This is a genomic window from Uliginosibacterium silvisoli (genome assembly GCF_036017035.1).
Lineage (GTDB): Bacteria > Pseudomonadota > Gammaproteobacteria > Burkholderiales > Rhodocyclaceae > Viridibacterium > Viridibacterium silvisoli.
On sequence record NZ_JAYXHS010000001.1, the window covers coordinates 2,028,301 to 2,049,044 of the forward strand.

Sequence of the window (20,744 nt, forward strand, 5' to 3'; positions counted from 1 at the left end):
GAGGGTGCTGATTCTGGCGGGCTAGCGCAGCACCAGATTGTCACGGTGGATCAGTTCGGACTCTTCGATGTAGCCGAGAATGGACTCTATTTCGGTAGAGGCGCGGCGTGCAATGCGACGGGCTTCTGAGCTGGAGTAGTTGCTGAGCCCGCGCGCAATTTCGATCCCCGCGCTGTTGCGGCACGCGATCACGGCGCCGCGTTCGAAGTCACCTTCGACGGAGACGACGCCGATAGGCAGCAGACTTGCGCCATTGCCAAGGGCCTTGGCCGCGCCGGCGTCGAGTGAGAAGCTGCCTGCAAGTTGCAGGTGATCGGCCATCCATTGCTTGCGCGCAGCCAGGGGGGTGCTGCTGGCATAGAGCAGAGTGCCCATGGCTTCACCGGCCGCGAGTTGTAGCAGCGGATCGGTTTCGCGACCGGATGCAATGAGGGTATGCGCGCCACTGCGTGCTGCGCGCTGTGCTGCGCGGATCTTTGTAATCATGCCGCCGCGCGAGATGCCGCTGCCTGCGCCGCCGGCCATGGCTTCGTAAGCGGTGTCCTCCGCACGCCCCTCGGAGATGAGCGTGGCATTGGGGTCGCGACGGGGGTCTGCGGTGTAAAGCCCCTTCTGATCGGTCAGGATGATCAGGGCATCGGCCTCGATCAGGTTGGCGACCAGCGCGCCAAGTGTGTCGTTGTCGCCGAACTTGATCTCGTCCGTAACGACAGTGTCATTCTCGTTGATGATAGGGACGACGCCTAGTTCGAGCAAGGCTGACAGGGTGGAGCGCGCATTGAGATAGCGCAAGCGGTCGGCGAGATCCGCATGCGTGAGGAGGATCTGCGCTGTCTTCAGGTCATGCGCGGCAAAAGCGCCTTCGTAGGCCTGGGCGAGGCCCATCTGCCCGACCGCTGCGGCTGCCTGCAGTGCATGCGTTTCGCTGGGGCGGGTGGCCCAGCCGAGGCGCTGCATGCCGGCCGCAATTGCGCCGCTCGACACCATGACAATTTCACGGCCTTCGGCACGCAGTTGCGCAATTTGCCTGGCCCAGCCAGCGATGGCTGCGAGGTCCAGGCCCTGGCCGTTGTTGGTTACCAGTGCGCTGCCGACTTTTACAACCAGACGGCGGGCTTTACGTATGGCATCACGCATTGTTGCGTTTCTCTGGTCTGTTAGTCGCGAACGTAGATGATTTCGCCGTCGTAATCGTCATCATCATCGTCGTCTTCATCGCCTTGATCGGCGACATTTTGCGGAGTGTTTGCGGGGCCGCCTTCGATGTCTGCGCGCTTTTCTTCGGTTGTGCGCCGGGGTTGTGCATCGAGGTAGTCCTGAATTGCGAAGACCAGACCCTTGCAGCCTTCGCCCTTCATGCCGGAAATGGCGAACCAGTGATCGGGCGTGCCGTAAGCGTCGAGGAAGGCGCGGACACGCGCTTCACGTTCTGCTTCGGGGATGAGGTCGAGCTTGTTCAGGACCAGCCAGCGTGGCTTGAGGAACAGGCTTTCATCGTACTTGCGCAGTTCTTCGACAATCGCTCGCGCTTCATGCACGACGTCGGCGTCCGGATCGTACGGCGCGAGATCCACGAGATGAAGCAGCAAGTGTGTGCGTTGCAGATGGCGCAGGAAACGATGGCCCAGGCCAGCGCCTTCAGCTGCGCCTTCGATCAAGCCGGGGATGTCAGCAATGACGAAGCTGCGGCCTTCATCGGTGCGCACCACACCAAGATTCGGAGCGAGCGTCGTAAAGGGGTAGTCGGCAACCTTGGGTTTGGCTGCGGAAACCGCCCGGATGAATGTGGATTTGCCCGCGTTGGGCATTCCCAGCAGGCCCACATCGGCAAGTACCTTCAGCTCAAGCGCCAGCTCGAAGCGTTCGCCGGGCTCGCCTGGTGTTTTCTGGCGTGGTGCGCGGTTGGTGCTGGATTTGAAGTGCAGATTACCGAGACCACCCTTGCCGCCACGAGCGATGACGACTCTTTTACCGTCTTCATCCAGATCCGCCATGATCTCGCCGGTTTCGCGATGCTTGACGACCGTGCCGACCGGCATGCGCAAGACGGCGTCTTCACCGCCCTTGCCATAACAATCGCTTCCTCCCCCTTTTTCACCGTTCTGTGCATGGTAAGTGCGCGTGAAGCGGTAATCGACGAGGGTATTGATATTGCGGTCGGCTACCAGGATTACGCTGCCGCCGCGGCCACCATCGCCACCATCTGGGCCGCCAAAGGGGATGTATTTCTCGCGGCGAAACGTCGCCGCGCCATTGCCACCGTCTCCGGCAATGACTTCAATGCGGGCTTCGTCGAAGAATTTCATGAGGATCTCGAATGCTTAAAACAGGTGATCAGATATTGATCATCGGGCTGCGACAACAGCATGCAGGTCTTACTGCCAAAGATACGAAGATGTACCAAGGACCGCAAGATGCACGGCTGCAAATGAAAAAGCCCCGTCGCGGCGCGACAGGGCTTTCGGTCAATCGCGCGGAAGCTGATTAAGCCTGTGCTTCCGGAACGATCACGACGGTACGGCGACGCAGGGCGCCTTTGACCTGGAACTGCACGCGGCCTTCGATCAGCGCGAACAGGGTGTGATCCTTGCCGATGCCGACGTTTTCGCCTGGGTGGTATTCCGTGCCACGTTGACGAACGATGATGTTGCCCGCAGCAACCAGCTCACCGCCGTAGCGCTTCACACCAAGTCGTTTTGCATGGGATTCGCGGCCGTTACGGGAACTGCCGCCTGCTTTTTTGTGTGCCATGGCGCATTAGCTCCTGTTAGGCCGAAATCGCTTCGATGCGAACTTCGGTGTAGTTTTGACGATGGCCTTGATGCTTCTGATAATGCTTACGACGACGCATTTTGAAGATGTTGACCTTGTCGTGACGGCCTTGTGAAAGCACAACTGCTTTCACCGAGGCGCCGGAAACCAGAGGTGCGCCGATTGTTACCGACTCACCTGCACCAACCATGAGAACCTGGTCGAAATTGATTTCAGCGCCAACGTCTGCCGGTATCTGTTCTACTTTGATTTTTTCGCCAGCTGCAACGCGATACTGCTTGCCGCCGGTTTTTATGACCGCATACATGTTGGAACTCCATTACGAGGGACTGCAGAACCCGCGATTATGTGTTAGGTGGAGTCTCTCGTCAAGCCCTTTCGGTCTTTGCGCCCGGAGCCCGGCTTGACGTTCGCTGCCCTGCACACATAACATCCCGCGTCCAACTTTTGCCTCACCTCCTTTTGTCCTCTCTCGCCCCATCCCCCGCCGCTTCGCTGGAACAGCTGTACGCTCCCATCGCTTCCGATATGGCTGCGGTCGATCAGGTCATCCGCTTGCGGCTGCATTCCGATGTCGTGCTGATTCGCCAGGTCGCTGAATACATCATCGGGGCCGGCGGCAAGCGTCTGCGACCGGCGCTGGTGCTGCTGGTCGCTGATGCCTGGGGCTACGGCAGCACGGGCGAGACGCGCCATCATGAACTGGCGGCTGTGGTGGAGTTCATCCATACGGCGACCTTGTTGCACGATGACGTGGTGGATGAGTCCGATCTGCGCCGCGGGCGTTTGACGGCAAATGCGACCTTCGGCAACGCGGCTTCGGTGCTGGTAGGCGACTTCCTCTATTCGCGCGCTTTCCAGATGATGGTTGGCGTCGATGACATGCGCGTCATGCGTGTGCTGGCGGATGCAACCAACGTGATCGCCGAGGGCGAAGTGCTGCAGCTGCTGAACGTTCGCAATGCTGACGCGACGGTCGAGGAGTATCTGCGTGTCATTCATTTCAAGACAGCCATGCTGTTTGAAGCGGCAACGCGTCTGGGCGGCATCCTGGGTGGGCTGGACGAGGCGGGGCAGGAGCGCATGGCCCTGTTCGGGCGTCATCTCGGTACGGCTTTCCAGCTGATTGATGATGTGCTCGACTATTCCGGCGACGAAGGCAAGACTGGCAAGCATCTCGGTGATGATCTGGCTGAAGGCAAGCCAACCTTGCCTTTGATCCATGTCATGCGTCATGGCACGCCGAAGCAGGCCGCTGTCGTGCGCCGGGCGATCGAAGAGGCGGGTCGCGAAGATTTTGCGGAAGTCATGCTGGCGATCCAGGAAACCAATGCACTGGCCGCCACGCGCGAGTTCGCCCAGCGCGAAGCAGCGGCTGCGCGAGCCGCTCTGGCAGGGCTGCCGCCTTCCGTTTTTGCCGACTCGCTGCTACAATTGTGCGACTTTGCGGTGGCGCGTAATTACTGAGCATTACAAGAAATACACGCGCCGTGCCGGTAGCCATCGTGTCAATCGGGGTGTAGCTTAGCCTGGTAGAGCGCTACGTTCGGGACGTAGAGGCCGGAGGTTCGAATCCTCTCACCCCGACCATCATTGCGGGTGCAGGCTCCATAATCAGCATCACGGTTTGAGAGTATTTTGAGTTGAGGCCACCTTGCGTGGCCTTTATTGTTTCTGTCCTCGCGTGCGCGGGCTTTGCCCCATGCTTGGTGCGTGAATTGCTTGTTACACTTGCCCAAAACGGGGCGCCTGGCGCCTCTCATCTCAATTCGAGCGATAGATTCTGCGGATGCTGAAGATTCTGGTCATCGATGAAATCCAGGAGCGCGCGCTTGATATATGCAAGGCGCTGACCACTGCCGGGCATGAGGTGGCCGCGGTGTTGTCCGATGCATTTCAGCTCAACAGCAAGATGCAGGAGATGCGCCCTGACGTGGTGCTGATCAATACCGACTCGCCAAGTCGTGACACGCTCGAGAATCTTGCGGTCATGCACCAGAACTTCCCGCGCCCAGTATTGATGTTCTCGGAAGATGATGCAGACGATGTGATCCGTCTGGCGATGCGTGCCGGCGTCTCTTCTTACGTGGTGGACGGTCTGGCCCCTGAGCGCCTCGAGTCGCTGTTGCGCGTGGCGACCGTGCATTTCGATCAGTTCATGGCGCTGCGCCAGGAGCGCGATGATGCGCAACGCAAGCTGTCCGAGCGCGTGATCATTGATCGCGCCAAGGGCGTGCTCATGAAAGCGCGCGGCATGGATGAAGATGAGGCGTATCACGCCTTGCGCAAGCTCGCCATGGAGCGTGGCCGCAAGCTGGTGGAAGTTGCCGAAGAAGTGCTTGCAAGCGCCCGCTTGCTGCTCGGCTAGCGTTTGTTGCACGCAGCCCTGCGTGCGATATCTGAAAAACACCCCTGAAGTGAATCCGCTTTGGTGCGCCCGCACCGCTGCAGTGCGGCTTGCCATGGGCGCGCTTGCTTGCTAAACGCACTGGGCGCCCACTCAAGTAGTTGATAGATATAGGTTTGTTGGATATGGCATGCGGCGTGCTTTAACTCTTGCAAGTGCGGGTCAACGATGATCCGACGCGGACAAGGGCGTCCGATGTGAGGAGATTGGGAGACCGTCACTTCACGTCGTGACGCCATTTTTTTTGTCCGTTTGCACTGGCAATGTTTTTCAGCATGATTCACCAACGGAGATGGATATGACGGAGCGTTTTGATGATCACGCAGGGCGGCGCGGTTTTCTCAAAAAGGGAGCAGCCATGAGTAGTGCAGTTGCGGCAGCCAGTGTGTTGCCAGTGAATGGTGCCTGGGCGGCGGGTTCGGACAAGCCTGAACTTGAAGAAGTCACAGTCGGCATCATTCCTCTCACGGATTGTTCCTCGGTCGTCATGGCTGCGGTCAAGGGCTTCGACAAGAAATACGGCATCAAGATCAACGTCAGCAAGGAGGCCTCGTGGGCCGCCGTGCGCGACAAACTCGTCAATGGCGAGCTGCATGCATCGCATGTCCTCTACGGGCTCATCTATGGCGTCCATATGGGTATCGGCGGTCCCAAGAAGGACATGTCGGTGCTGATGACGCTCAATAACAATGGTCAGGCCATCACGTTGTCCAATGCGCTCAAGGATAAGGGTGCGGTCGATGGCGCCTCGTTGCAGAAGGTCGTTGCGAAGAAGGAGAAGGAGTACACCTTCGCGCAGACTTTCCCGACCGGCACCCACGCCATGTGGCTGTACTACTGGCTGGCGACCTATGGCATAGACCCGTTCAAGGATGTGAAGAACATTGTCGTGCCACCTCCGCAGATGGTGGCCAACATGCGTGTCGGCAATATGGATGGCTACTGCGTGGGTGAGCCCTGGGGGCAGCGCGCCATCGTCGACAAGATCGGTTTTACTGCTGTCACGACGCAAGACATCTGGACGGATCACCCGGAGAAGGTTCTCGGCTGTACGGCCGATTTCGTCAAGAAGTATCCCAATACGGCGCGCGCCATGATGTGCGCGATTCTCGAGGCATCGATGTGGATCGATGCCAGCGCCGCCAACCGCAGCACGACGGCCGATGTCGTCTCTGCCAAGTCCTATGTCAATACGGATGCGGATGTCATTCGTAGCCGGATGATCGGCCAGTACGAAAACGGTCTCGGCAAGAGCTGGTCGGAGAAGAACTACATGAAGTTCTACAACGACGGCGCGGTGAATTACCCATACCTGTCTGATGGCATGTGGTTCCTTACCCAGCACAAGCGTTGGGGCTTGCTGAAGGAAGATCCGGACTATCTGGCTATCGCAAAGCAGATCAATCAGACCGAGCTTTACAAGCAGGCCGCAGCCATCGTCAAGGCGCCCGTACCGAAGTCTGACTTCCGTACATCGAAGCTGATTGACGGCGCCGTCTGGGATGGCAAGGACCCGAAGAAGTACGCAGCCAGCTTCAAGATCAAAGCCTGAGCTGTCGCAAGCCGGGCTGGCGAGTGCGCGCCAAAAGCGCGTGTCGCTGGCCCAGCCAGCAACCTGACCCATGAAAGCAGGAGTATCGAATCATGACAACAGCAAGTATGAGTATTTCCCCTGTTCCGGACGCCTCGCCGGAAAAGCCGGCCGCAGCGGGCCGTGAGAAAGCTGCGGAATCCGTGATCGCCACGGTGGCGGCCAATGACGCGAGCGTTGCGGCGCCAGCCAAGGTGGCGGGGCGTGGAAAATTTCGTGAAGGCTTCAGCGTGTTCGTGCGCGCTGTGCTGCCTCCCCTGATCGGTATCGCATTGTTGATTGGCATCTGGGCCATCGTCGCAATGAAGACTACCGGCATTCCCAGTCCGTACAAGACCTGGCAAGCGGCGGTCGTGATTTTCTCCGACCCCTTCTACTCCAACGGGCCGAACGACCAGGGCATCGGCTGGAACATCCTGTCCTCACTGAAGCGGGTTGCCATCGGTTTCGGCTTTGCAGCAGCGGTCGGTATTCCATTGGGGTTCGCGCTGGGGCGCTCCAAGTTCCTCAACTCCATGATCGATCCGATCATCTCGCTGCTGCGTCCGGTGTCGCCGCTCGCATGGTTGCCGATCGGCCTGCTGGTGTTCAAGCGCGCTGACCCCGCTGCGACGTGGACGATCTTCATCTGCTCGATCTGGCCGATGATCATCAACACAGCCGTCGGCGTGCAGCGTGTGCCGCAGGACTACATGAACGTGGCGCGCGTGCTGAATCTGAGCGAGATGAAGATTCTCACCAAGATCCTGTTCCCTGCCGTGCTGCCTTACATGCTGACGGGTATCCGTCTCTCCATTGGTACCGCATGGCTGGTGATCGTGGCGGCGGAAATGCTGACCGGGGGCGTGGGTATCGGCTTCTGGGTGTGGGATGAGTGGAATAACCTCAAGGTGGAACACATCATCATCGCGATTTTCGTCATCGGCATTGTCGGCCTGCTGCTGGAGCTGTTCCTGCTGCAGATCGCCAAGCGCTTCTCCTACGCAAGCTCCTGAGTCGAGGTAGCCAAAATGAAACCACTCGTACAAGTACAGGATGTCGGCATGCGCTTCGATACGAAGAAGGGCAGCTTCATCGCACTGCGCGACGTCAATCTGGATATCAGCGAAGGCGAAGTCATCACGCTGATCGGCCATTCGGGCTGCGGCAAGTCAACGCTGCTCAATCTCATCGCCGGGCTGACCTTGCCTACCGATGGCGGGCTGATCTGCAACGGCCGCGAGATCGCAGGCCCAGGCCCGGAACGCGCCGTGGTGTTCCAGAATCACTCGCTGCTGCCGTGGCTGACCTGCTTTGACAACGTCATGCTCGCGGTCGAGCGCGTGTTTGGTGCCAAGGAGGGCAAGGCGAAGCTGAAGTCTCGTACCAAGGCTGCGCTTGAGATGGTGCACATGGAACATGCCATGAACAAGTTCCCGCACGAGATCTCTGGCGGCATGAAGCAACGTATCGGCATCGCACGCGCTTTTGCGATGGAGCCGAAGATCCTGCTGATGGATGAGCCCTTCGGTGCTCTGGATGCACTGACACGCGCCAGCCTGCAGGACGAGCTGATCGGGGTGATGGGCAAGACTGGCGCCACCGTGGTGATGGTGACGCACGACGTGGATGAAGCGGTGTTGCTGTCGGATCGCGTGGTGATGATGACCAACGGACCTGCTGCAACCATCGGTGAAATCCTCGAGGTGAAGCTCGAAAAGCCGCGTGATCGCCTCAAGCTGGCGCATGACCCGCAATTTGCGGAGTACCGTGCGGCGATTCTGGAGTTCCTGTACCAGAAGCAACTCAAGCACGCAGCTTGAGTCGTGGCAAGCGGAAGGAAAAGGCAGGAAAAGGCAGGGAAAGGCCGGCGGAGACGCCGGCCTTTTTCTTGGTGCAAGGCAGGTGTTTCCAGTGATTTCCGAAAGAATGACGTCATCGTTTTTCCTGACGGTTTCGTTTGCTGGAACTCGCTGTCCGGGGCTACCCCAATGCCCTAAAGATGCACGACTCCGTGGCCGTTAGCATGCTTGTGCAGGGTCCCCTGCGCGCCCCTTGCTGCGCTCGATCCAGAGCGAAAGGAGGCAAGGGTCGTCCAAACCGGAATTGATCTGGAGACCGTGATGAACAAGCAGACATTGATAGCCAGTGCCCTCGTCTGGGGTTTGCTGGGAAGTGGCGCCGCCGTGGCGGCCGACGAGTTCGCAACGGCCAAGGAGGCCGAGGCCATGGTGGTCAAGGTTGTCGCGGCGATCAAGGCCAACAAGGCTGGCACCTTCAAGGAAATCACCGACAAGGATGCCAAATGGGTGGATCGCGATCTGTATCCGGTCGTCTATGACACGACTGGCAAGGTCCTGGCGCATGGACAGAACCCCAAGATGGTCGACAAAGACCTTATCGATTTCAAGGATCCGGAGGGCAAGCTGTACGTGAAGGAGCGCGTCGATCTGGCCAAGAGCAAGGGCAAATTCTGGCAAGACTATGCGTTCACGGATCCCGTGACCAAGAAAGTGCTGCCGAAGAAGGCCTACTGCCAGCTCACTGGCGACATGATCGTCTGCGCCGGCATCTATACGCGCTGAAGACCGGGAGGCGTTGCCTCCCTGATGTGGGCCGGGCGAAGCTCTTTGCGGCTTTGTCCGGACACGCAACCGGCGACGCTGCCGGGGCATGAAAGAGACTCAGATGCGACTGGTTCACCGAATGTTGATCGCGCCCGTGGCGTGCGTGGGCATGCTGATCGCCGTAGGCCTGGCGGGTGGCTATGCATTGGTCGTGGCGAGCAATGCGCTGGATGATCTGTACAACGCGCATTTCACGCGCGTCATCGCTGCGAAGTCAGTCGAAACCGACTTGCTGAACGTGCATGCCGGTACCTATGCCCTGTTCTCGTCGCTCGACGGCATGAGTGAGGCCAAGGTGGCGGCGCGCATCAAGTCCTCCAACGAAAAACTTGATGCGATGGCGGCTGGTCTGGAGAAGACCGCCGCGGCGGAGGGTGTTGATGCCGAAGCCGCGACGCGCTATCGCGACGTCATGCAAAGCGTGGGGAAGTACAAGAAGGCTATCGGTACCGCAATCGACATGGCGACGATGGATGCCAATATGGGGCGCTCCGGCATGCAGACGGCGGACGATGTGTTTGCCGTCGTGGACAAGAGCGTGGCGGAACTCGTGCGTCTCGAAACCGATGCTGCAGCCAAAGGCTATGCCGATGCGACGGCGGCGCGTCATACCGCCTACGTTTTGTGCGGCTTCCTGCTGGTGGTGTCCATCGTCGTTGCCGGCGGTCTCAGTGTGGTGATGGCACGGGCCATTGCGCTGCCCTTGCAGCGTTCGATCAGACTGGCGGAAAACATTGCGCAGGGCGATCTGTCGCGCAAGATCGAAGTTGGCGCGCAGGACGAAATTGGCGCGCTGGCGACTGCGCTGAATACCATGCAGGATAGTTTGCGCAGCATGATCGCCAAGACATCCCAGACTGCACGGGAGCTGCAGACGGCTTCGCAAGGCGTGGGTGATGCGGCAACCTCCGTGAGTCAGAGTGTGAACAAGCAGGCAGATGCGCTGGCTAGTGCTGCGGCGCTCGTCGAAGAGCTTGCGGTGAGTATCTCCGAGGTCTCAAGCAGTGCCAGCGCCGTGACGCGCACCGCCGAGCAGACCTCGCAGACAGCTGTCGAAGGTGTGCGCCTCGTCGAACAGGTTACGACCGAAGTGCGTGGTATCGCGCATACGGTGGAGGCATCGGCTGCGTCGATCGAGGCCTTGCGCAAGAGTTCGGAGCACATCAGCGGAATTGCCAACGTCATTCGTGAAATTGCCGAGCAGACAAATCTGTTGGCCCTGAATGCGGCCATTGAAGCGGCGCGAGCAGGGGATTCAGGGCGCGGTTTCGCGGTCGTGGCAGACGAGGTGCGCAAGCTTGCCGAAAAGACCAGCAGCGCCACCCTGGACATCAAGCACGTGATCGAGCAGATCGGTACTCAGTCGAGCGAGGCTGTGGCGGAGATGACGGACGTGCGCACACGCGTAGAGGCGGGCGTACGTGTCATGGAGAGCTTGCGTGAGCCGCTGCAGACGCTGGAGCGTGGCGCCGATGAGGCACTGCACAGCATGCGCGAGTTGAGTAACTCGACCCGCGAACAATTCAATGCGAGCAACAGCATCGCCAAGAACGTCGAGAGTATTGCCGGGATGGGCGAAGTGAATGCAGGCGCGGCACAACGCAGTCAGCAGACTGTCGATGCCTTGCAGATGCTGTCGCGCCAGTTGTGCGAAGGCATCGAGCGATTCAAGGTGTAACGACGCGCGGGATGAAAGTCCCCGGCCTGTGCTGCAGCTCAGTCGTCGACGTGAATCAGCACTCGAGGGCGCCGGGTGCCTGGGTGCTCGCCGGGAGTGGCTTGCCTGCGACGCCAACGTGCCAGCCCAGTCCCGCCAGCGTCAGACGCAGCGTTTCATTCGCTTGGGCCTTGTCACAGTTGGGGGGGAGGCCGAACAGATCGGCAGCTACGAGCACTTCGCGACGCGGCTGCTTGTCGCCGTCGTGCTCGTAAAGGAACAGGCCACGCCCCTGTTCATCGGTCCCTACGAGACCAAAGCGCTGCGTACCGGCAATGCCGCGTATCCACCATACCCAGCGCGGGCTGATCCCGTTTTCACAATAGGATGTCGTTTCGATTTCGAATGCCATCGAGCGTCTGACCTCGTCCGTTTTTACGGTTGCCGTGCGGAGTTCGCCAGCATCCATTTTTTTATAGTTGCAGACGGATAGTACTAAAGTTGTAGTTTCTAATGAATTGGTCGCATCCGTCGTTGTGCGGATTGTCACGAAGTTTCACAGGAAGGAGCGACATCCCTTGCTGCGGGACCCGCAGCAAAGTCAGGAAACCAGGCCGTGTCGGGGCGTCGTGGCTTAGAGCGATTGCAGCTTTTGCTGCAGCCTAGCGAGAATGTCCGGGATCTGATCGGCCGGAGCGGGCTTCGAAATCAGGTAGCCTTGGGCCAGCTGGCAGCCCAGGCTTTTGAGCAGATGCCAGTCTTCGCGCGTCTCGATGCCCTCGGCGACGGTGGCCAGGCCCAGGCGCTTGCCCAGGTCAATCGCCGATTCGAGGATGGCGCGTTGGTGGGCGCGGTGATGGGCGCCATCCACAAACGAGCGATCGATCTTCAGCTCGGAGAAGGGTACGCGCGAGAGTTGCTGCATCGACGAGAAGCCGGTGCCATAGTCGTCGATGGACAAGCCGAAGCCGCGCAGGCGCAGGCGGATCAGGTCGCGCAGCGCAGCGGCATTCTCGACCATGATGCTCTCGGTGATCTCCAGCGTGATCAGTTGCGTGGGCAACTGCGCGTCTTCCATTTTCTGCAGGAGAGCGTCGGCCAGGCGCATGTCGCCGAGCGAGGACGAGGACAGGTTTACCGCTGCGGAAAGCTCGTGGCCCTGGGCTTTCCAGCGCTGCAGGGCAGCGATGGTCTGGTCGAGGATGCTCAGTGTCAGATCGAACATGAGGCCGCTGCTCTCGGCCACGTGGATGAACTGCATGGGCGGGATGACCGAGCCATCCGGCTTGACCCAGCGTGCGAGCGCTTCGACGCTGTGGATGAGGCCACTACCCAGCTCGGCCTTGGGCTGGAACCACGGCACGATCTCACCGGCATCCAGGGCGCGGCGTAGCTCGTTCGCGCAGATCTCCGGCGATGCCGCTGCATTGCTGGGCGACGGGCTGAGCATGCTGTTGGCGCGGCTGAGGAGCTGCCGCATGGTGTCTTCGCTGATCGGTTTGCGCACGGCGCCCAGCAGCGGAATGCCCAGATCGTTCACCATGTTTTCCACGGACTCGATGAGCACGCTTTCACGCGAGCTGGCGACGATGATGGCCGGGCACACCGCGAGTTTCGACAGGCGATGGATCATCTCCACGCCATCCATGACGGGCATTTCCAGATCGACGATCAGCACGGCGGGGGCGGGCGACATATGGCCCAGCATGTCGAGCGCGGCGCTGCCGTCAGGCGCCTGCATGATATTGACGATGCCAAGGCGCGCCAGCGCCTCCGCGGCGTGCTGGCGCTGCACCGCGCTGTCATCGACGATCAGTACGCCGCTATTGATCAGCGACGTACTCAGAACACATTCATCTGCCATAACGAGTAATGATTTCCGGGATCTTTTCAAGCGATGCCACTTCGCGCACGCCACCATGGCGCACGGCCTCCTTGGGCATGCCGTACACAACACAGCTCTGCTCGTCCTGGCCGACGGTGTGAGCGCCGGCGTCGAACATCTCCTTCATGCCACGCGCACCGTCGTCGCCCATGCCGGTCATGATGATGCCCATGGCATTGCTGCCGGCCGACTTCGCAACTGAGCGGAAGAGTACATCTACCGAAGGGCGGTGGCGTGACACGAGTGGGCCGTCGACGACTTCAACGTAGTACTGGGCGCCACTCCGCTTGACCAGCATGTGGCGACCACCTGGCGCAATCAGCGCCTGCCCCTGGATGATGCGATCGTTATTGGCCGCCTCCTTGACCTTGATGCGGCAGATGCTGTCCAGTCGTGCCGCAAAAGCGGCTGTGAACTTCTCCGGCATGTGCTGCACGATGGCGATGCCGGGCGTGACGCCGGGCAGGGCGGTCAACACCTCCTCAAGCGCCTGCGTGCCACCAGTCGAGGTACCGATGGCGATCACGCGCTCGGTGGTCTGCGTCATCGCACGCCCCGACGCTGGCGCGAGGATCACATCGGCCGTGTTCTTGGCTTCGACATGCGTCGGCGCAGCCGAACGCGCTGCGAGACGTCGCACATTCGCGCCGGCGGCCGCACGTATGGCGGCGACGAGATCGTCGGATGATTCGGTGAGGAACTGCTTCAGGCCGAGCTTGGGCTTGGTAATGATGCTTACCGCGCCGGCAGCCAGCGCTTCCATGGTGGTCTTGGCCCCTTTTTCCGTCAGCGTGGAGCAGATGATCACCGGCGTCGGGCGCTCGGCCATCAGCTTGCGCAGGAAGGTGATGCCGTCCATGCGTGGCATCTCCACGTCCAGCACTACGACATCGGGCCATTGGACCTTCATGCGCTCCATGGCCTGCAGCGGATCAGTGGCGGTGGCAATGACTTCGATGCCGGTTGACTCGGCCAGCATGCCGCTGACGACTTGACGGACGACGGCCGAATCATCGACCACCAGAACCTTGATGGGCTTCATGCGAGTCCCTTTGCTTTGGGTCGAACCGCTGGGTGCGGTTGATGTAGGGAGGTGGTGTCTGGCGAGGTGTGGCGCGACCAGACATCGCCGGTGCCGATATCGAAAATGATATGCCGGTGGCCTTCGCCGAAAAGGCTCTCCGAGACGATGGGAATGCCGCAGGCTGTCAGCAGGGTGCGTGCCGCGTGGCCATTGTTCTCACCCACCTTCATGCGGTTGCGTGAACCGTGCAGGGGAAACATGTTGCCGCCACCGAAAATCTTGGCTTCGCACTGCGTCTGCGGCACGTTGCGCAAGGCCAGCTCATGCAGCATGAGCCACAGCGCTTCATCGGCATAGCGCCCGTCAGGTGGCTGGGCTTTGGCACGCCCGCGCGAGGGCAGCAGGAAGTGCGACATGGCACCCGTACGCAGCGTCGGGTGCCAGATGGTGATGGAGACGCAGGAGCCCAGCACGGTGCGCACGCGGTAATCCTCATTGCCGACAAAGAACTCGCCAGGCTGCAGGAAGACCTCTTTGGACTTGTGCTTGTCCGGCATCTGTCATCGCCTCAGGGATTGCGGTAAATGGAAGGCGCAATGGGTTGAACAGCGTCGGAAATGCCGTTGAGACTTTCGGAGTGGCCAATGCAGAAATGCCCGCCGGGCTTGAGCAGACTGAGTACGCGCGCAACGATCTGCTGCTTGGTCTCGCCGTTGAAGTAGATCATGACATTGCGCAGGAAAATGACATCGAACTTGCCGAGGTCGGGCAGCTTCTCGTTGAGGTTGACCTGCAGGAACTCCACCTTGCTGCGCAGGCTGCGTTCAATCAACAGCGTGCCCTCTTGCTCGCCTATGCCGCGCAGGCAGAAGCGCTTGAGGTAGTGCAGGGGAATGTGCTTGGTGCGCTCCATCGGATAGTGCCCACAGCGTGCCCGCTCGAGGACGCGCAGGCTGATGTCCGACCCCATGATCTCCCAGTTGTTGGAGGGGATGCAGTCCGCCAGCACCATGGCGATGCTGTACGCCTCCTCGCCGCTCGAGCTGGCGGCACTCCATACGCGGAAAGGCTGGCTGCGTGCCTTCGCTGCCGTTGCCAGTTCGCGCAGCAGCTCGAAGTGTTTGGGCTCGCGGAAGAAGTAAGTCTCGTTGGTCGTCAGCAGATCGATCGCCATCTGCACTTCGGCGGGCGACTGGCCGCTCTTCAGGTAATTGAAGTACTCCGTGTAGCTGCGGAAGTCGTGCTGATTGAGGCGCTTGCCCAGGCGGCCACACACCAACGGCTTCTTCGCCAGGCTCAGTGTGATGCCCGCTTCCTCATGAATGAAGCGCTGGAAGAAGGCAAACTCCTTGTCTGTTATTGCAATCATGCTCATGGCATGAGTCTCCTGCTGGCGCGTTGGCGCATCATGTTCAGAACCGGGTGAACTCCGCTTCATTGGGCTCGCTCGCCATCGACATGACGGGCGAGTTGCGATGGGGGCGCGTGCTCCCGTCCTTCAGGCCGTGTTTGCTTTGCCTGACCGGAGCGGCCTGGCGCACAGTCGGCGAACCGGTTTTCACGCCACGGTCGCTGTCGAGCTTGAAGAACGCCATCGTCTGTTGCAGCTGTTCGGCTTGCGTGCTCATCTCTTCCGCGGTTGCAGCGAGCTCTTCCGAGCTGGAGGCATTCTGTTGCGTGGTCTGACTTAGCTGGCCAACGGCAGCGTTGATCTGGCTGACGCCGGATGACTGCTCTTCCGATGCAGCGGAGATCTCCTGCACGAGATCGGAAGTGCGCTTGATGCTCGGCACCATCTCGTCGAGCAGCTTGCCGGCCGACTCGGCGAGATCGACGCTGCTGCTCGCAACGGTGCCGATTTCCTGTGCGGCGACCTGGCTGCGTTCGGCGAGCTTGCGTACCTCGGCGGCAACGACGGCGAAGCCCTTGCCGTGCTCGCCGGCGCGCGCCGCTTCGATGGCGGCATTGAGGGCGAGCAGATTGGTCTGGTAAGCAATGTCGTCGATGATGCTGATTTTCTGTGCAATCTGCTTCATCGCTGCGACGGTCTCTTTCACGGCTGCACCGCCGTCATTGGCTTCGGTCGAGGCACGCGTGGCGATACCATCGGTGACTTTGGCGTTCTCCGTGTTCTGTGCGATCGAGGCCGTCATCTGTTCGAGCGAGGCGCTGGTTTCCTCGACGCCTGCAGCTTGTTCGCTGGCGGCCTGCGAGAGTGCCTGGGCGGTGGCCGCCACTTCTTCGGAGGCTCCTGCCAGGGATTCGGCGCTGCTGTTCACCTCGCTCACGACATCCGAGAGGCGGCTAACCGTTGCGTTGACGAAGTCCTTCATCTGCGCGAAAGCGCCCTCGTAGTCCTTGTCGATGCGTCGGGTGAGGTCGCCTTCAGACATGGCGCCCATCACCTGCACGACTTCATGGATGCTCGCGCCAGTCGTCACGACGAGCGAGTTGATCCCCTGGGCCATCTGCAGCTGGAAGCCGGCGAGGCCGGTGTAGTCAACCTGCTCGTCGAAGCGTCCACGATTCGCCGCTTCGACGACGCGCTTCTGGCCCGCGATCACTTGGTTGAGTTTTTCCACCGTGCTGTTGACGTACTCCTTGGTACGGCCGAACGAGCCTTCGTATGGTTTTTCGATGCTCTTGCTCAGATCTCCGCCAGATACGGCGCCCATGACGCGCACGACGTCGTCCAGCCCCGTGCCGGTCACGGTCACCAGCGCGTTCAGGCCCTGTGCCATTTCCAGCTGGAAGCCGGCGAGACCCGTCTGGTCAATGCGTGCTTCGAAGTTGCCATGATTGGCCGCCTCGACAACGCGTTGCTGCCCCTGGATCACCGTCTTGAGTTTGCCGGACATGTTCTGCATGGCTTGCAGCAGTTGGCCCGTCTCGTCGCGAGAAGTGACCTCTATCGTGCCGGAGAGGTCGCCCGCTGCCAGTCGATCGGCCGCCTCGACCGCTTTGCGCAAAGGTCGGGTGACGCTACGACTGATCGATAGCCCGAGGGCGATGCCGAGTGCTACGCCACCGATGATGAAGGCGATCATCAGGGTGCGACTGTTCCGGTAAAGCTCGGAGGTGGCATCCGAAGCATGCTTTGCGAGCAGCTCTTTCTCTTCGATGAGTTCATCCAGCAGGCGGTCGAGGGCATCAGCTTTCTGCCGGACGCCGTTGAGCGCTGCGATGAGATTCTCGTCGCGCTCCGCGAGTTTCCTGGCGCCTGCCGCGCTCAGGGCACGGTCCATTTCATTCTGGTAGTCCGTCCAGTCGCGCGCGAAGGTCGCGAAGACCTGCCCGGCCTTGGCACTGTCAAACAGGGGCTTGGCCTTGGCCAGATACTCCTGGACGGCGGCAGAGCTCTTCTTCATCGAGGCCAGGTGCTTGTTGCGCTCCTCCTGCGTTGTCGCAAGCAGGTAGTTGGAGCGGGCGCGGCCGATGTAGATGAGATTGATGTTGGCCTCCTTGATGTAGGAGAGCCCCATCAGTTCATTCGCATACATCTGCTCGGCCATGTGGTCGAGCTTGCTGGCATTCGACACGCCGATCAGGCCGACGATGACGCTGATGGCACTGACGAGGACGAAGCCCGTGATCAATCGTGTGCCGATTCTCATGTTAGTGAACATGCGGTAGCGCTCCATGTGAAGGCGGCACCCCTGCCGCGCAGATTGCCCCCGGTGCTGCGTCCTCGGTCAGCTTCAGGCTGCCTCTTGCATGGATCTGTTTTCGAGTGTTGCCAGCGTGTTCTCGTCGAGCGACAAGACATGGTCGACATCGAGAAGGATGACGAACTTGCCGTTCACCTTGCCCATGCCCTGGATGAAGTCGGTGCGGATCTTTGCGCCAAATGCCGGCGCAGGCTCAATCTCCGAGGCAGCGATGTCGAGTACTTCATTGACGGCATCGACGACGACTCCGATGATCTGCTGCTCGCCGGCATCACCATCCGGATGAATCTCGACGATGACGATGCAGGTGCGTTTGCTGACGTCTGAGGAGGGGCGGCCGAAGCGTGCCAGCAGGTCCATGACGGGGACGACTGCGCCACGCAGGTTGATCACGCCGCGTACGCACTCCGGCATCATCGGCACCTCGGTAATCTTCTGGTACTCGATGATTTCCTTCACGGCCAGAATGCCGACGGCAAATATCTCGCCCGCCAGCATGAACGTGAGGTACTGCGCCGCTTCCTGTGGTGCGAGCGTCGCAGGGAGCGCACCGGCACTTTGTTGCGTTGGAACTATTGCATTCATCTTCATTCCCCTTTTCAGAAGCGCGCGAAGTCCGAGTCCTCAGGGCCGACGGCACTGATGAAATGCTTGCCGCCATTTGCCGCGCGCCTGTTCGTCGGTGTGGCCACTGCCCTGGCAGCTCTGGGCTCGGCAGGGCGTCGCTGTGCCGGATGCGCGGCGTTGCGGGTATCCGCCATGGCACTGGTCTTGAAGAAGGCCATGGTGCTTTGCAGTTGCTCGGCCTGGCTGTTCATCTCTTCTGCTGTCGCAGCGAGCTCTTCAGAGCTGGATGCGTTTTGCTGGGTGGTCTGGCTCAGCTGGCTGACGGCGGAATTGATCTGGCCTACACCTGACGACTGTTCCTCGGAGGCGGCCGTGATCTCCTGTACGAGGTCGGAGGTGCGCTTGATGTTGGGCACCATCTCGTCCAGCAGTTTTCCGGCTTTCTCTGCCAGCGCCACGCTGTTGCTGGCGACCGTGCCGATTTCCTGTGCCGCGACCTGGCTGCGTTCAGCGAGTTTGCGGACTTCGGCCGCAACGACGGCGAAGCCTTTGCCATGTTCGCCGGCGCGAGCCGCTTCGATAGCAGCATTGAGTGCCAGCAGATTGGTCTGGTAGGCGATGTCGTCGATGATGCCGATCTTGTGTGCGATCTGGTTCATCGCCGCAACGGTGGCACGTACTGCATCGCCGCCTTCCGTGGCTTCGTTCGCCGCGCGGCTGGCCATGGCATCGGTGACCTTGGCGTTCTCGGTGTTCTGCGAGATCGAGGCCGTCATCTGCTCGATCGACGCACTGGTTTCTTCAACGCCGGCCGCCTGCTCACTCGAGGCCTGGGACAGGGACTGCGCGGTTGCGCTGACCTCGTCCGATGCACTGCCCAGTGCCTGCGCGGCATCGTTGACGTCCGTCACCACCTGCGCGAGCTTGGAGATCGTGCTGTTGATGTACTGGACGAGCACGCCGAACTGACCTTCGTAGCTCTTGTTGATCGACAGGGTCAGATCACCCTCCGATACGGCTTTCATGATCACGATGACATCGGCAATGCTGGCGAGATTGCCGCGTGCGCGCTCGATGGTGTCGTTGATGAAGGCCTTCTTGCCCGGGAACTGTTCCAGCGGGGCATCGAAATTGCCGCGACCGAACTCGGCGACGCAGGCCATGGCCTTCTTCTTCACCGAGATATGGCCCGCGACCATGTTGTTGATGCCTTCGGCCACGCTGCGGAACTCGCCCTGGAATTTGTCGGACTGGATGACGACATCGATGTCGCCCGCGTCGTGCGCAAAGGACATCTTGTTGAGCTCGGTAATGAGGCCCTGCAGGTTCGAGCGCACTTGTTCGATGGTATCGTTGATGAAGGCCTTCTTGCCCGGCAGCTGCGCCAGCGGTGCATCGAAGTTGCCACGGCCGAATTCCTTGACCACGCCCATCGCCAGTTTCTTCACCGCGATATGTGCGGCCACCATGTTGTTGACGCCGTGCGCCATGGTGCGGAAATCGCCTTCGAACTTCTGCGTGTCGATGACGACGTCGATATCACCCTTCTCGTGTTCAGACGACATCCTGTTGAGCTCGGCGATCAGCCCCTTGAGGTTGCTCCGCACCTGCTCGATGATCTCGTTGATGAAGGCCTTCTTGCCCGGCAGCTGCGCCAGTGGCGCATCGAAGTTGCCGCGGCCGAATTCCTTGACCACGCCCATCGCCAGTTTCTTCACCGCGATATGCGCGGCCACCATGTTGTTGACGCCATGCGCCATGGTGCGGAAGTCGCCTTCGAATTTCTGCGTGTCGATGACGATGTCGATGTCGCCCTTCTCGTGCTCGGCGGACATGTGGTTGATCTCGGCGATCATGCCCTTGAGATTGCTGCGCACCTGTTCGACGATCTCGTTGATGAAGGCCTTCTTGCCCGGCAGTTGCTGCAACGGTGCGTCGAAGTTGCCGCGACCAAACTCCTTGACCACGCCCATTGCCAGCTTCTTCACAGCAATGTGTGCATCCACCATGGAGTTGATGCCGTTTGCCATGTCGCGGAAGTCGCCATCGAATTTCTGCGTGTCGATGATGACGTCGATATCACCCCGCGCGTGCTCGGCGCTCATGTGATTCATTTCGGAGCGCAGACCCTGCATCTGATCGAGCAGGCGGTTGATCGCCACGGCGGTCTGCTCGAGTGAAGGCGGCAGGCCTGCGGGGTCGGCCCGCTGCGAGAGATCGCCCGCGGCGGCACTCGTCACGACCCGCGTCAGTTGTTTCTCGATCCGCTCGCACAGGGCGGCTTCTTCAGTTTGCAGTTGACGGGTGGTTTTGATTGAAAGCATGGCTAACTCCTGCTTGGCTTTATTTCAATGAAAGGAAAATTCATTCACGGATTGAGAAATCATCCGTGCCACACCACGAACGTCCTGCAATTTGCCCGCCTGTCATACAGGCGATGTCTTCTTTTCGTCTTTCTTTTTCAGGTCTTGAACGATTTCTTGAAACTCCGGCTTGATCGGGGTCAAAAACAGGCTGGAGTCCGGGAATGCAAGCGCTTTGTATTATTTATATGCGATGCAAAATGA

General features: G+C 60.1%; 20 protein-coding genes and 1 tRNA gene. 9 read left to right on the forward strand and 12 right to left on the reverse strand.

Annotated features, from left to right (window positions below; translation table 11 throughout):
* Positions 1–21: 21 nt before the first annotated feature.
* A complete protein-coding gene (proB, locus tag VVD49_RS09230; protein ID WP_327598850.1) occupies positions 22–1,137 on the reverse strand; it encodes a glutamate 5-kinase in 1,116 nt (371 codons plus the stop codon).
* Positions 1,138–1,157: 20 nt separating this feature from the next.
* Positions 1,158–2,306 (reverse strand): Obg family GTPase CgtA, encoded by a 1,149-nt coding sequence (gene cgtA, locus VVD49_RS09235; RefSeq protein ID WP_327598851.1) that lies wholly within the window; start codon positions 2,304–2,306, stop codon positions 1,158–1,160.
* A gap of 11 nt (positions 2,307–2,317) precedes the next feature.
* Here cgtA and VVD49_RS09240 point away from each other — a divergent pair, with 11 nt between their 5' ends.
* A complete protein-coding gene (locus tag VVD49_RS09240) occupies positions 2,318–2,488 on the forward strand; it encodes a hypothetical protein (RefSeq protein ID WP_327598852.1) in 171 nt (56 codons plus the stop codon).
* Here the strand turns inward: VVD49_RS09240 and rpmA are convergent.
* Positions 2,485–2,751: a 50S ribosomal protein L27 gene (gene rpmA / locus VVD49_RS09245; protein ID WP_327598853.1), complete on the reverse strand. Its 267-nt coding sequence runs from the start codon at positions 2,749–2,751 to the stop codon at positions 2,485–2,487. The genes VVD49_RS09240 and rpmA overlap by 4 nt on opposite strands.
* 16 nt (positions 2,752–2,767) lie before the next feature.
* Positions 2,768–3,079 (reverse strand): 50S ribosomal protein L21, encoded by a 312-nt coding sequence (gene rplU, locus VVD49_RS09250; RefSeq protein WP_327598854.1) that lies wholly within the window; start codon positions 3,077–3,079, stop codon positions 2,768–2,770.
* 221 nt (positions 3,080–3,300) lie between these two features.
* Between rplU and VVD49_RS09255 the strand changes: the two genes are divergently transcribed.
* The 8 genes from VVD49_RS09255 to VVD49_RS09290 all read left to right on the forward strand — a co-directional run bounded on the left by VVD49_RS09255 (position 3,301) and on the right by VVD49_RS09290 (position 11,054).
* A complete protein-coding gene (locus VVD49_RS09255; RefSeq protein WP_327598855.1) occupies positions 3,301–4,239 on the forward strand; it encodes a polyprenyl synthetase family protein in 939 nt (312 codons plus the stop codon).
* Positions 4,240–4,285: 46 nt separating this feature from the next.
* A tRNA-Pro gene (locus VVD49_RS09260) sits at positions 4,286–4,362 on the forward strand.
* A 199-nt stretch (positions 4,363–4,561) separates the two neighbouring features.
* Positions 4,562–5,140, forward strand: coding sequence for an ANTAR domain-containing response regulator (locus tag VVD49_RS09265; protein ID WP_327598856.1), 579 nt, complete (start codon positions 4,562–4,564; stop codon positions 5,138–5,140).
* Positions 5,141–5,537: 397 nt separating this feature from the next.
* Positions 5,538–6,731 carry a CmpA/NrtA family ABC transporter substrate-binding protein gene (locus VVD49_RS09270; protein ID WP_327598857.1) on the forward strand — a complete coding sequence of 398 codons (1,194 nt, stop codon included), beginning with the start codon at positions 5,538–5,540 and terminating at the stop codon, positions 6,729–6,731.
* 92 nt (positions 6,732–6,823) lie between these two features.
* Positions 6,824–7,765: a nitrate ABC transporter permease gene (gene ntrB / locus VVD49_RS09275; protein ID WP_327598858.1), complete on the forward strand. Its 942-nt coding sequence runs from the start codon at positions 6,824–6,826 to the stop codon at positions 7,763–7,765.
* A 15-nt stretch (positions 7,766–7,780) separates the two neighbouring features.
* On the forward strand, positions 7,781–8,572 hold the full coding sequence (locus VVD49_RS09280) for an ABC transporter ATP-binding protein (RefSeq protein ID WP_327598859.1): 792 nt from the start codon (positions 7,781–7,783) through the stop codon (positions 8,570–8,572).
* Positions 8,573–8,872: 300 nt separating this feature from the next.
* Entirely contained in the window at positions 8,873–9,334 is a 462-nt protein-coding gene (locus tag VVD49_RS09285; RefSeq protein WP_327598860.1) for a cache domain-containing protein, read from the forward strand.
* A gap of 103 nt (positions 9,335–9,437) precedes the next feature.
* Positions 9,438–11,054: a methyl-accepting chemotaxis protein gene (locus tag VVD49_RS09290; RefSeq protein ID WP_327598861.1), complete on the forward strand. Its 1,617-nt coding sequence runs from the start codon at positions 9,438–9,440 to the stop codon at positions 11,052–11,054.
* A 55-nt stretch (positions 11,055–11,109) separates the two neighbouring features.
* Here VVD49_RS09290 and VVD49_RS09295 read toward each other — a convergent pair whose 3' ends face one another.
* The 8 genes from VVD49_RS09295 to VVD49_RS09330 form a co-directional block, all read right to left on the reverse strand.
* Positions 11,110–11,445: a hypothetical protein gene (locus VVD49_RS09295; protein WP_327598862.1), complete on the reverse strand. Its 336-nt coding sequence runs from the start codon at positions 11,443–11,445 to the stop codon at positions 11,110–11,112.
* A gap of 222 nt (positions 11,446–11,667) precedes the next feature.
* On the reverse strand, positions 11,668–12,897 hold the full coding sequence (locus VVD49_RS09300; RefSeq protein WP_327598863.1) for an EAL domain-containing response regulator: 1,230 nt from the start codon (positions 12,895–12,897) through the stop codon (positions 11,668–11,670).
* Positions 12,887–13,960, reverse strand: a complete 1,074-nt coding sequence (locus tag VVD49_RS09305) for a protein-glutamate methylesterase/protein-glutamine glutaminase (protein WP_327598864.1) — start codon at positions 13,958–13,960, stop codon at positions 12,887–12,889. Before VVD49_RS09305 ends, VVD49_RS09300 begins: the two co-directional genes overlap by 11 nt.
* The gene (locus VVD49_RS09310; protein ID WP_327598865.1) at positions 13,957–14,499 is read right to left on the reverse strand and encodes a chemotaxis protein CheD; all 543 of its coding nucleotides are present in this window, start codon (positions 14,497–14,499) and stop codon (positions 13,957–13,959) included. Before VVD49_RS09310 ends, VVD49_RS09305 begins: the two co-directional genes overlap by 4 nt.
* 11 nt (positions 14,500–14,510) lie before the next feature.
* On the reverse strand, positions 14,511–15,317 hold the full coding sequence (locus VVD49_RS09315; RefSeq protein WP_327598866.1) for a CheR family methyltransferase: 807 nt from the start codon (positions 15,315–15,317) through the stop codon (positions 14,511–14,513).
* A 37-nt stretch (positions 15,318–15,354) separates the two neighbouring features.
* A complete protein-coding gene (locus tag VVD49_RS09320; RefSeq protein WP_327598867.1) occupies positions 15,355–17,568 on the reverse strand; it encodes a HAMP domain-containing methyl-accepting chemotaxis protein in 2,214 nt (737 codons plus the stop codon).
* A gap of 72 nt (positions 17,569–17,640) precedes the next feature.
* Positions 17,641–18,195 carry a chemotaxis protein CheW gene (locus VVD49_RS09325; protein WP_327598868.1) on the reverse strand — a complete coding sequence of 185 codons (555 nt, stop codon included), beginning with the start codon at positions 18,193–18,195 and terminating at the stop codon, positions 17,641–17,643.
* Positions 18,196–18,209: 14 nt separating this feature from the next.
* Complete coding sequence (locus VVD49_RS09330) at positions 18,210–20,501, reverse strand: methyl-accepting chemotaxis protein (protein ID WP_327598869.1); 2,292 nt, start codon at positions 20,499–20,501, stop codon at positions 18,210–18,212.
* Positions 20,502–20,744: the final 243 nt, after the last annotated feature.